General features: G+C 73.7%; 12 protein-coding genes. 8 read left to right on the forward strand and 4 right to left on the reverse strand.

Going from position 1 to position 11,188, the window contains the following annotated elements:
- A partial coding sequence (locus tag DMH12_RS34025) for an integrase core domain-containing protein (RefSeq protein WP_148107574.1) occupies window positions 1–222 on the forward strand: 222 nt, incomplete at its 5' end.
- A gap of 76 nt (window positions 223–298) precedes the next feature.
- Entirely contained in the window at window positions 299–1,375 is a 1,077-nt protein-coding gene (locus DMH12_RS34030) for a S1C family serine protease (protein ID WP_125495201.1), read from the forward strand.
- 34 nt (window positions 1,376–1,409) lie between these two features.
- Here DMH12_RS34030 and DMH12_RS34035 read toward each other — a convergent pair whose 3' ends face one another.
- On the reverse strand, window positions 1,410–1,655 hold the full coding sequence (locus DMH12_RS34035) for a hypothetical protein (RefSeq protein ID WP_125495202.1): 246 nt from the start codon (window positions 1,653–1,655) through the stop codon (window positions 1,410–1,412).
- 162 nt (window positions 1,656–1,817) lie between these two features.
- On the opposite strand from DMH12_RS34035, the gene DMH12_RS34040 reads away from it, so the two are divergent.
- Window positions 1,818–3,017, forward strand: a complete 1,200-nt coding sequence (locus DMH12_RS34040) for a bifunctional adenosylcobinamide kinase/adenosylcobinamide-phosphate guanylyltransferase (RefSeq protein WP_185832716.1) — start codon at window positions 1,818–1,820, stop codon at window positions 3,015–3,017.
- On the opposite strand, the gene DMH12_RS34045 is transcribed toward DMH12_RS34040, so the two are convergent.
- Window positions 3,006–3,338: a methyltransferase domain-containing protein gene (locus DMH12_RS34045; protein WP_399189810.1), complete on the reverse strand. Its 333-nt coding sequence runs from the start codon at window positions 3,336–3,338 to the stop codon at window positions 3,006–3,008. The two genes, DMH12_RS34040 and DMH12_RS34045, sit on opposite strands and share 12 nt — an antisense overlap.
- A gap of 3 nt (window positions 3,339–3,341) precedes the next feature.
- Here DMH12_RS34045 and cobT point away from each other — a divergent pair, with 3 nt between their 5' ends.
- Window positions 3,342–4,418 carry a nicotinate-nucleotide--dimethylbenzimidazole phosphoribosyltransferase gene (cobT, locus tag DMH12_RS34050; protein WP_125495203.1) on the forward strand — a complete coding sequence of 359 codons (1,077 nt, stop codon included), beginning with the start codon at window positions 3,342–3,344 and terminating at the stop codon, window positions 4,416–4,418.
- Window positions 4,419–4,487: 69 nt separating this feature from the next.
- Here cobT and DMH12_RS34055 read toward each other — a convergent pair whose 3' ends face one another.
- Window positions 4,488–5,231, reverse strand: coding sequence for a hypothetical protein (locus tag DMH12_RS34055; RefSeq protein ID WP_125495204.1), 744 nt, complete (start codon window positions 5,229–5,231; stop codon window positions 4,488–4,490).
- 63 nt (window positions 5,232–5,294) lie between these two features.
- On the opposite strand from DMH12_RS34055, the gene DMH12_RS34060 reads away from it, so the two are divergent.
- On the forward strand, window positions 5,295–6,077 hold the full coding sequence (locus tag DMH12_RS34060; RefSeq protein WP_125495205.1) for an adenosylcobinamide-GDP ribazoletransferase: 783 nt from the start codon (window positions 5,295–5,297) through the stop codon (window positions 6,075–6,077).
- A gap of 31 nt (window positions 6,078–6,108) precedes the next feature.
- Here the strand turns inward: DMH12_RS34060 and DMH12_RS34065 are convergent, their stop codons facing one another.
- Window positions 6,109–6,900 carry an endo alpha-1,4 polygalactosaminidase gene (locus tag DMH12_RS34065; RefSeq protein WP_125495206.1) on the reverse strand — a complete coding sequence of 264 codons (792 nt, stop codon included), beginning with the start codon at window positions 6,898–6,900 and terminating at the stop codon, window positions 6,109–6,111.
- A 250-nt stretch (window positions 6,901–7,150) separates the two neighbouring features.
- Here DMH12_RS34065 and DMH12_RS34070 point away from each other — a divergent pair, with 250 nt between their 5' ends.
- From DMH12_RS34070 to DMH12_RS34080, 3 genes are all read left to right on the forward strand, one after another.
- Window positions 7,151–8,686 carry a leucyl aminopeptidase gene (locus tag DMH12_RS34070; RefSeq protein ID WP_125495207.1) on the forward strand — a complete coding sequence of 512 codons (1,536 nt, stop codon included), beginning with the start codon at window positions 7,151–7,153 and terminating at the stop codon, window positions 8,684–8,686.
- Between the two features lie 363 nt (window positions 8,687–9,049).
- A complete protein-coding gene (gene lpdA / locus DMH12_RS34075; protein WP_185832718.1) occupies window positions 9,050–10,438 on the forward strand; it encodes a dihydrolipoyl dehydrogenase in 1,389 nt (462 codons plus the stop codon).
- A 63-nt stretch (window positions 10,439–10,501) separates the two neighbouring features.
- On the forward strand, window positions 10,502–11,188 hold a 687-nt coding region (locus tag DMH12_RS34080), incomplete at its 3' end, for a biotin/lipoyl-containing protein (RefSeq protein ID WP_312023988.1).

Genomic DNA, 11,188 nt, shown 5'->3' on the forward strand with positions numbered 1-11,188 from the left:
CTCACCCGCGCCTACCGGCCGCAGACCAATGGCAAGGTCGAACGCTTCAACCGCACCCTGCTCGATGAGTGGGCCTACCTGCGGCCCTACACCAGCAACCACGAACGGTCCGAAGCTCTGACAGACTTCCTGCACACCTACAACCACCACCGCTGCCACACCGCACTCGGCGGCCACCCACCGATCAGCCGCGTGAACAACCCTGCGGGTCAATACAGCTAGGGCCTGTGCGCCTGCCGGGCGCCCGTTCGGGTGTTCACCGGAAGCCGCCGCCGTGGTGCGCGGTGAGACTCGGGGCATGGACGCTTCCCGTACCCGTCTGCCACGTCGGCTCGGTCCCGTCGCCGCGTGGGCCTGCGCCCTGCTGCTGGTGACCGGCTGCTCCGGATCCGGCCGGGGCTCCGAGGGCGCACGGGAGGGCGAGCCGGCGCAGGCCGCCGCGCCGCACGCCGCCAACGGCCTCCAGGCCGACTACGAGCGGGTGATCAAGGACGTGCTGCCGTCGGTCGTGCAGATCCAGGCGGGCGACTCGCTGGGGTCGGGGGTCGTGTACGACGGCAAGGGGCACGTCGTCACCAACGCGCACGTCGTCGGGGACCGCGAGTCCTTCCGGGTGACGACGGCCCGCAGCGAGGGTGCCGTGGCCGCGCGGCTCGTCTCCTCGTATCCCGAGCAGGACCTGGCGGTCGTCAAGCTGGACCGGGTTCCGGACGGGCTGAGGGCGGCCCGCTTCGGTGACTCCGCGAAGGTCGCCGTCGGGCAGATCGTGCTGGCGATGGGCTCACCGCTCGGCCTGTCCTCCAGCGTGACGCAGGGCATCGTGTCGGCGACCGGGCGGACCGTCACGGAGGGCAGCGGCGGGGGCGGCACGGGCGCGACCATCGCCAACATGGTGCAGACGTCCGCGGCCATCAACCCCGGCAACAGCGGGGGCGCCCTGGTGAACCTGGACGGCCAGGTGATCGGCATCCCGACGCTGGCGGCGACCGACCCGGGCATGGGCGACAGCGCGGCACCGGGCATCGGCTTCGCGATCCCGGCGTCGATGGTGCGGACGGTCGCCGGCCAGATCGTCGCGGACGGCCGGGTCACCGACTCGGGCCGGGCGGCGCTGGGCATCACCGCCCGTACGGTCGTCGACGACGACTACCGTCCCGCGGGCGTGGCCGTCGTCGAGGTGAGCGACGGCGGGGCCGCGGACGACGCCGGACTGCGTCCCGGCGACGTCATCGTCAAGGTCGGGGACACCGGCATCACCACCATCACCTCCCTGGCCGAGGCCCTGGCGTCGATGGCGCCGGGCGACCGGACGAAGGTGGCCTACACCCGGGACGGCGACGAGCGCACCGCCGAGGTGACGCTGGGCGAGCAGTGACGGGGACGCGGCCGCCCCCGTCCGCTCCCCGCGCCTACGCCTCCGACGACTCGGACGCCTCGGCGCTCTCGGCACCCTCGGCGTGCAGGCTCATCGGGCCGTAGATCTCGGTGGCGTCCTCGAAGAGCCGCACCTGGTCCGCGCCACCCTCCTTGAGCTGCTGCCAGTACTCCCCGATCCAGGACTCGGCGTCCCCTTGCGTGGTGAACTCCTCGGGCTGCACCGCGGGCTGGACCTCCGTCCCGCCGGCCGTCTCGAACCGCCACGTCCATGCCGCCATGTACGCCTCCAAGATGTGAGCACATGCAGAGCGGAAGCCGGATCTTGGTCCGGCCTCCGACCGCAGCCTATGCGCTGAGCGGGGTGCGCCGTACAAGGCGTCGCGTGCTCCTTGGGGGCCTCGGGCGCGCACGTCGCCGGGCGACCGGCGAAAATCGGGGGCGTGGACGTGACTCTGCTCGGCACCGGTGCCCCCGCGGGACTCCCCCGCCCCGACTGTCCCTGCGCGGCCTGTGCCGCGGCGCAGGGCGAGCAGGCGCGCGCGGCGACCGCGTTGCTGGTCGACGGTGCCCTGCTGCTCGACCTGACGCCGGGTGCCGCGTTCGCCGCGGCCCGCGCCGGGCGCTCCCTGACCGGCGTACGGCAGGTGCTGCTCTCCCATCCGCACGACGGGCCCGCGGTGGAGGTCCCGGCCGGGCTGCCGCAGCCGGGGCGGGTGCCGGACGGGCGGGAGCTGGCGGTGCTGACCGGGCACCGGGTGCGGGCGGTGGCGCTGGACGCGCCGGGCACGGGTTACGCCGTGACGGGGCCGGACGGCCGGCGGCTCCTGTACGTGCCGCCGGGCGGCGCCCCGGCCGGTCTGGAGGAGCCCGCGGAGCCGTACGACCTGATCGTCGCGGACGTGGTGGGGCGGCCGGACGCGCTGGCGAAGCTGCGGTCGGTCGGCGCGGCGGGCCCGACGACGGACGTCGTCGCCGTCCACCTGGACCACGACGTGCCGCCCGGCCCGGAACTGGCGCGGCGGCTCGCGGCGGCCGGGGCGAGGGCCGTGCCCGACGGCACGACCCTGACGGTGGGCGCCTACGAGGACGTACCCGACGTACCCCGGCGCACCCTCGTCCTGGGCGGCGCCCGGTCGGGCAAGTCGGTGGAGGCCGAACGCCGCCTGGAGCCCTTCCCGGACGTGCTCTACGTGGCCACCGGCGGCACCCGGGGCGGCGACACCGAGTGGGCGTCCCGGGTCTGCGCCCACCGGGAACGGCGCCCGGGTTCGTGGCGCACCGCCGAGACCTGCGACCTGGTGCCGCTGCTGAAGGACGACGGCCCGCCCCTGCTGGTCGACTGCCTGTCGCTGTGGCTGACGGACGCGATGGACGCGGTCGGCGCGTGGGACGACGCGGAGTGGTCCGGCGGGGGCGAACGGGCTCTGAGGGACCGGGTGCGGGAGCTGACGGAGGCGGTCCGCGCCACCCGGCGTACGGTCGTCGCGGTGTCGAACGAGGTGGGTTCGGGCATCGTCCCGGCCACCGCGTCCGGCCGCCGCTACCGGGACGAACTCGGTCGGCTGAACGCGGCGTTCGCAAGCGAGTGCGAGCAGGTGCTGCTGGTGGTGGCGGGCCAGGCCCTGGTGCTACGCGGCTGACCAGTCCCGGCGCGCGACCACCCGTTGCCCCCGGGAGCCGCCGAGCACGGTGCAGCCCTGGGCCACCAACTCGGCGGCCAGGCCCACGGGATGCGGGGGAACGACCCGGCGCGGATCCGCCACCCCGACGAGCAGATGACCACCGGGCCGCAGCACCCGCACCGCCGCCCGCAGTTCGGCCCGCGGGTCGGGCACGCTCTCCAGGTACTGGAAGAGACTCACGACGTCGTAGCGGGCGCGCAGCCGGGACGCGATGTGCGGGTCCGTCAGGCGCCCCACGAACGCCTCCTCGACCCGCTCCACCGCACGGGCCCGCAGCACGCGGTGGGTGGCGTCCAGGCCGTCGAACGAGGTGTACGGGAAGTGCGCGCGGGCGGCGGCGTACGTCGCGACGCGGAGGCGCGCCGGGAGCGTCAGGTCGTGCCGCCCGGAGCGCTGGGCCGCCTGGACGAACTGGGCGAGTGGCTGGCCGCGGCGCAGTCCGCCGTGCCGGTGCGGCCCGTCGAACGGCCCCGGGCCGTGCTCTTCGCCGGCGACCACGGGATCGCCGAACTGGGCGTCTCCGCGCGGCCCGCGGGCGGTGCGGGCGTGTTGGTGCGCGAGGTGCTGGAGGGCGGCCGGCCGGTGTCGGTGCTCGCCCGGCGCCTCGGTGTGCCGGTCCGCGTCGTCGACATGTCGCTGGACTGCGACCCCGAGTCGCTGCCGGCCGAGGTCTCCGGCCACCGGGTGCGGCGTGGCGGCGGGCGCATCGACGTCGAGGACGCGCTGACCACGGAGGAGGCGGAGGCCGCCTTCCGGGCCGGGATGGCGGTGGCCGACGAGGAGGCCGACTCGGGCACGGACCTGGTGGTGCTCGGCGATGTGAGCGTGGGCGGGACGACGGCCGCGGGCGTGCTGGTCGCGGCGCTGTGCGGGACCGACGCGTCGGTCGTCACCGGGCGGGGCGGGCTGCCCATCGACGACCTGGCCTGGATGCGCAAGTGCGCGGCGATCCGGGACGCGTTGCGCCGCGCCCGGCCGGTACTCGGCGACCAGCTGCAGCTTCTCGCCACGGTGGGCGGCGCGGACCTCACCGCCATGACGGGCTTCCTGCTCCAGGCCGCGGTGCGGAAGATGCCGGTGATCCTGGACGGCGTCGTGTCGGCCGCGTGTGCGCTGGTCGGACAGCGGGTCGCCTTCCGGGCGCCGGACTGGTGGCTGGCGTCGCACGACAGCGGCGAGCCGGGACAGGCGAAGGCGCTGGACCGGATGGCCCTGGAGCCGCTGCTGTCCCAGGGTGTGACGGTGGGTGAGGGCACGGGGGCTCTGCTGGCCCTGCCCCTGGTCCAGGCCGCGGCGGCACTGGCCGCGGAGCTCCCGGAGGAGTCGTCCGCCGACGAGGCCGTCACCGCCGCCGAGTGATCCGCGCCGGGCGCGGGCGCGGGCCGGGGGTGGGCGCGGCCGGGTCGGTCCGCACAGGCGCCGCGGGTGTCAGCGCCCGGCGTCCGGGCGGCCGCCGATCCAGTCCTGGAAGGCACGGCGTGGGCCGGACCAGCGGCGGTCGTGGTGGTAGGCCCGCAGGCGGGCGCGAGCGCGGGCGCGCGGGCGCCCGGCGTAGAAGCGGCGGGCCCAGAGCGAGCCGGGCCGGGCCAGCCGGACCGCCCCGATCAGCGCGATCAGGGGCACGATCACCCCGAAGACGGCGAGCCGCGTCTTGCCCTTGGCCAGGGCGAGCAACGAGAAGAGGAAGTTCCCCGCGACGGTCGTGACGACGCTCGCGCGGTCCTGCAGCTCGTCCTGGTCCACCCCGTCGACCCCGAACGGCGTGAACCCGGCGAGGACCAGCCCCACCAGGGCCGCCGTGACCACCACCACCTCCACGCTCTGGCGCCCCTCCTCGGTCCAGTACACGTCGTCGAGGTGCAGGATCAGCGCGAACTCGTCCAGGACCAGCCCCGCCCCGATGCCGAAGACCACGGCCGCGACGGCGGACCCGAACCCGTGCCGTCCCCCCGCCACGGCCGCGAACCCCCCGAGGACGGTCAGCAGGACCCCGGGCACCACGTGGTGGATGTGCACCCCGCCCGCCTGGACGTTCCCGAACGGCCCCTTCCCCGCCCGGATCAGACGCGTGACGACCCGGGTGATCACGAACGTCAGCACGAAGGAGCCCAGGGCGAGCAGGAGCGGCAGCTTGCCGGGCTCCACGATGTTCCGCTGCCACCAATCTCCCATATGCGCACTTTATCCCCGCCCCTCGTCAACGCCGCGCCAACCACATCCGGGTACTCTGCGCCGGTGTCCAGGACCCCCTCCCCCGACGGCCTCCGCTTCGCCTTCGGCACCCTCACCGTGTTCCCGGTCGAGGTGACCCGCTGGGACAGGGAGGCGGCACGCTCCGGCATGCTGTGCGCGCCACTGGCCGGTCTGGCCGTCGGTGCCGCGGCCGCCGGCGCCGGACTCCTGCTGCTGTTCCTGGGCGCCGGCAGCCTCCTCGCCGCCGTGGCCACCGCCGCCGTCCCCGCCGTCCTCACGCGGGGACTGCACCTGGACGGCCTGGCCGACACCGCGGACGGACTGGGCAGCGGCAAGCCCGCCGAGGACGCCCTGCGGATCATGAAGCAGTCGGACATCGGGCCGTTCGGTGTGCTCGCCCTGCTGTTCACGCTCCTCGCCCAGGTCGCCGCGCTGGCGCAGGCCTACGACGGCTCCTGGGCCCGGGGCGCGCTCGCCGCCGTGGTCTCGGCGACCGCCGCCCGGCTGGCGCTCACGCTGGCCGCCCGCGCGGGCGTGCCCGCCGCCCGCCCGGAGGGACTGGGCGCGGCGGTCGCGGGGGTGGTCCCGACCACCGCGGCGCTGGGTGCGGCCGCCGCCGTCACCCTGGCGGCCGCGGGCGCGGGCGCGCTCCTGGGGCCGGACGACGTCGTACGCACGGCCGTCGCCGTCCTGTGCGCCGTGGTCGCGGCCGAACTGCTCCTGCGGCACTGCGTCCGCCGCTTCGGCGGCGTCACGGGCGACGTCTTCGGCGGCGTCGCGGAGACGGCGGCCACCGCGGCACTGGTGGTCTCGGTCCTCGGCTGAGCCGGGAGCGGGATCCGAGAGGGCACCGGCCTCAGCAGGCCTCGCGCTCCGCTCCCAGCTCGTACTCCTTCAGCATCGAACTGAGCCGCATCTTCCGGGACTCGGCGCAGAACCGCTCGGTGGGCAGCTCGTACTCGACGTGGAAGACCGCCTTGTCCGCCTCGATGAACGGCTGGTTGTCGCCGCACTCGCCGTACTGCGCGCACTGCTCGTTGACGGCGAAGTCGAAGTCGTCGACCAGTTCGGGGATCTGGTCGAGGTCGTTCTTGAGCCCGACGGCCATGCCGCGGTCGTGGGCGAGTTCGGCGATCAGCCGGTTGTAGCGGAGCTGGTCGTCCGCGGTGAGGGGGAAGCCGGTCTCGTTCCGGTAGCCGTCCATGTTGTCCGGCTCGACGGCGTCGAAGCCCTTCTCCCGGCACATGTCGAGGCGTTCGGCCATCAGCGGCTCCAGGACGTCCGTCGCGCGGATGTCCAGCCACCGCTCGCCCTCCCATCCGTTGCCCTTGCCCAGCACGGACTCGGGGAACTTCGCCGCGTCGGGCCGGAAGTCCTCCCAGGCGCCGGTGGAGAGGTAGCAGATGACCTTGCGGCCGTCGTCGTGCAGGCCGCCGACCGTGGCCTTCGTGTGGTCGAAGCCGTCGATGTCGTAGACCGGCACGTCCACGGAGGTGTCGAGCTTCCCGCTGAGCTGCCACTGCCAGGCGGTGCCGGGCCGCGGCCGCCAGTGGTCCGCGGCGTCCCCGCCGTCCCCGCCGTCGACGGGAGACGAGGTGCAGCCCGCGAGCAGCAGGAGGAGGGCTATCGACAGGACCGGGCGTCTCACGGGGGTGCTCCAGGGTGTGGGGTGGCGCGGTGGCGTACCCCAGGAATGATCTCTCATCCCGGGTACCCGGCGGGAAACGGCGGCACCGCGGGAGCGGACGTGCGCGGGCGCGAGCGTAGGCTCGTCCCGGTGTTCGCCCGCCCGGGCGAGGACCGCGTCGCAGGAGGGATCCAGGGTCGGATGTCGGGCCCGGTCGACCCACCCGCATTCGGCCACACCAGACTTCATACGGAAGCGAGAATTCACCACCGTGACTGCTCTCACTCTCAGCACCGCAGCGGCGCCCGGCCTCCGGGCCGACGCGATCGTGATCGGTGTCGCCAAGGACACGGCGTCCAAGTCCCAGGGCCTGGTCGTCGCACCCGGCGCCGAGGCCGTGGACAAGGCGTACGACGGCCGGCTCGCCGGCGTCCTGGAGACCCTCGGTGCCTCCGGCGCCGAGGGCGAGGTGACGAAGCTGCCCGCTCCGTCCGGCTTCAAGGCACCCATCGTGGTGGCCGTGGGTCTCGGCGCCCGGCCCGAGAAGGACGCCTCCTTCGACGCCGAGGCGCTGCGCAGGGCGGCCGGTGTCGCAGCCCGCACCCTGGCCGGCGCCAAGAAGGCCGCCTTCGCCCTCCCGCTCACCGAGGCCGCCGACGCCGGCGCCGTCGGTGAGGGCGTGCTGCTCGGCGCGTACTCCTTCGACGCCTACAAGGAGAAGGGCGGCGCCAAGGCCAAGAACGGCAAGGCCCCGCTGGCGGAGGCCGTGCTGCTCGGCGGCAAGCCCCGCGACAAGGCGTACAAGGCGGCGGTCGAGCGCGCCGCGGCCGTGGCCGAGGAGCTGAACCGCGCCCGCGACCTGGTCAACACCCCGCCGAACGACCTGAACCCGGAGGCCTTCGCGGCGGTCGCGCAGGCCGCGGCCAAGGAGCACGGCATCAAGGTGCAGGTGCTTGACGAGAAGGCGCTGACCAAGGGCGGCTACGGCGGCATCCTGGGCGTCGGCGCCGGGTCGGCGGCGGGTCCGCGGCTGGTGAAGCTGTCGTACACGTCGTCCAAGGCGACGAAGTCCCTCGCCTTCGTCGGCAAGGGCATCACCTACGACTCGGGCGGCATCTCGCTGAAGCCGGCCGGGCACAACGAGACGATGAAGTGCGACATGGCCGGTGCCGCCGCCGTGTTCGCCGCCGTCGTCGCCGCCGCGCGTCTGGGCCTGGAGGTCAACGTGACCGGCTGGCTGGCGCTGGCCGAGAACATGCCCTCGGGCTCCGCGACGCGCCCGGGTGACGTGCTGCGGATGTACAGCGGCAAGACGGTGGAGGTGCTCAACACCGACGCCGAGGGCCGGCTCGTGCTCGCGGACGCGCTGTGGGCGGCCTCGCAGGAGAAGCCGGACGCGATCATCGACGTGGCGACGCTGACCGGCGCGATGATGCTGGCGCTGGGCAGCCGGACGTACGGGGTCATGGCGAACGACGACGCGTTCCGCGCCGCGGTGCACGAGGCGGCGGAGGAGGTCGGCGAGCCGGCCTGGCCGATGCCGCTGCCGGAGCACCTGCGCAAGGGGATGGACTCGGCGACCGCGGACATCGCGAACATGGGTGAGCGGATGGGCGGCGGTCTGGTGGCCGGCCTCTTCCTGCGCGAGTTCGTGGGCGAGGGCATCGCCTGGGCGCACCTGGACATCGCCGGCCCGGCGTTCAACGAGGGCGGCCCGTTCGGGTACACGCCGAAGGGTGGCACGGGTACGGCGGTGCGGACGCTGGTCCGCGTGGCCGAGCTGACGGCTGCGGGTGACCTGGGCTAGGGGCGCTCGACAGCTCGGGGGCGCGGGTGATCTGGCGACTGCGGGTCCGTCGTGGCTGGTCGCGCAGTTCTCCGCGTCCCTGGCGGCGCTGCGGTGCCGTCGGCCAGAACGGTCGCGCCCACGCGGCGGAGCCGCAGATCAGACACAGCCCCACGCCCCTGGCGGCGTTGCGCTGCCGTCGGTGCCCGGTGAACGTGGGGCGTCTCACACCCCGGCCCCACGTCTCGTTCGCCTCTCACAAGTGCGAAGATGGAGCCCGGCAGGACAGGGCCCACCCAAGGGCCGAGAACAATGAGCGGCCGGACACCAGCCGCCGACCGGTCACTGGAGACCGGCGTGGCGCACATGCATGGAGGACGTGACGTGGCGAACGACGCCAGCACCGTTTTCGACCTAGTGATCCTCGGCGGTGGCAGCGGTGGTTACGCCGCGGCCCTGCGCGGGGCGCAGCTGGGCCTGGACGTCGCCCTGATCGAGAAGGGCAAGGTCGGCGGTACCTGCCTGCACAACGGCTGCATTCCTACGAAGGCCCTGCTGCACGCGGGCGAGATCGCCGACCAGGCCCGCGAGAGCGAGCAGTTCGGTGTGAAGGCCACCTTCGAGGGCATCGACATGGCGGCCGTCCACAAGTACAAGGACGACGTGATCTCGGGCCTCTACAAGGGCCTGCAGGGTCTGATCGCCTCGCGCAAGGTGACCTACATCGAGGGCGAGGGCCGGCTGTCCTCGCCGACCTCCGTGGATGTGAACGGTCAGCGGGTCCAGGGCCGGCACGTGCTGCTGGCGACCGGCTCCGTGCCGAAGTCGCTGCCCGGCCTGGACATCGACGGCGAGCGGATCATCTCGTCCGACCACGCCCTCAAGCTCGACCGCGTGCCGAAGTCCGCGATCGTGCTGGGCGGCGGCGTCATCGGCGTCGAGTTCGCCTCGGCGTGGAAGTCCTTCGGCGCCGACGTCACGATCATCGAGGGCCTCAAGCACCTCGTCCCGGTCGAGGACGAGAACAGCTCCAAGCTGCTGGAGCGCGCCTTCCGCAAGCGCGGCATCAAGTTCAACCTGGGCACCTTCTTCGAGAAGGCCGAGTACACCCAGGACGGCGTCAAGGTCACCCTCGCCGACGGCAAGGAGTTCGAGGCCGAGGTCCTGCTCGTCGCCATCGGCCGCGGCCCGGTCTCCCAGGGCCTGGGCTACGAGGAGGCCGGGGTCGCCATGGACCGCGGCTTCGTCCTCGTCGACGAGTACATGCGGACCAACGTCCCGACCGTCTCCGCCGTCGGTGACCTCGCCCCCACCCTCCAGCTCGCGCACGTCGGCTTCGCCGAGGGCATCCTGGTGGCGGAGCGGCTCGCCGGTCTGAAGACCGTCCCGGTCGACTACGACGGTGTGCCGCGGGTGACGTACTGCCACCCGGAGGTCGCCTCCGTGGGCATCACCGAGGCCAAGGCCAAGGAGATCTACGGCGCGGACAAGGTCGTCGCCCTGAAGTACAACCTGGCCGGCAACGGCAAGAGCAAGATCCTCAAGACCGCGGGCGAGATCAAGCTCGTGCAGGTCAAGGACGGTGCCGTGGTCGGCGTCCACATGGTCGGCGACCGCATGGGCGAGCAGGTCGGCGAAGCCCAGCTGATCTACAACTGGGAGGCGCTGCCGGCCGAGGTGGCCCAGCTCATCCACGCCCACCCGACGCAGAACGAGGCGATGGGCGAGGCGCACCTGGCGCTGGCCGGCAAGCCGCTGCACTCCCACGACTGACCTCCCTCGGTCATTGGGCGCGACGACACAGACTTCCGCAATTCGTAAGGAGCAACCGAAACCATGGCGGTTTCCGTAACCCTTCCGGCGCTCGGCGAGAGCGTCACCGAGGGCACCGTCACCCGTTGGCTGAAGGCCGAGGGTGAGCGCGTCGAGGCCGACGAGCCGTTGCTCGAGGTCTCGACCGACAAGGTCGACACCGAGATCCCGGCGCCCGCGTCGGGCGTGCTGTCCTCCATCAAGGTCGCCGAGGACGAGACCGTCGAGGTCGGCGCCGAGCTGGCGCTGATCGACGACGGCACCGGTGCCCCGGCCGCCGAGCAGGCCCCGCAGGCCGAGCAGGCCGCCGAGCCCGCTCCCGAGCCCGCCGCTGCCGCCCCGTCCACCGAGCAGGCCGCCCCGGCGCCCGCGCCGAGCGCCGAGCAGTCCGGCGGCGGTTCCGCCGAGGGCACGGACGTCGTCCTGCCCGCGCTCGGCGAGTCCGTCACCGAGGGCACCGTCACCCGCTGGCTGAAGTCGGTCGGTGACAGCGTCGAGGCCGACGAGCCGCTGCTCGAGGTGTCCACCGACAAGGTCGACACCGAGATCCCCGCCCCCGCGTCCGGCACCCTGCTGGAGATCGTGGTCGGCGAGGACGAGACCGCCGAGGTCGGCGCCAAGCTCGCCGTCATCGGCGAGGCGGGTGCCGCTCCGGCCGCCGCCCCCGCCCAGGAGGCTCCGGCCCAGGAGGCCCCGGCCAAGCCCGAGCCC

Source organism: Streptomyces sp. WAC 04229 (genome assembly GCF_003947455.1).
Lineage (GTDB): Bacteria > Actinomycetota > Actinomycetes > Streptomycetales > Streptomycetaceae > Streptomyces.

Coding starts and splice junctions, on each gene's coding strand:
- DMH12_RS34055 (WP_125495204.1), bottom strand. CDS start 5,231: ATGGGAGATTGGTGGCAGCGGAACATCGTGGAGCCCGGCAAGCTGCCG.
- DMH12_RS34030 (WP_125495201.1), top strand. CDS start 299: ATGGACGCTTCCCGTACCCGTCTGCCACGTCGGCTCGGTCCCGTCGCC.
- DMH12_RS34035 (WP_125495202.1), bottom strand. CDS start 1,655: ATGGCGGCATGGACGTGGCGGTTCGAGACGGCCGGCGGGACGGAGGTC.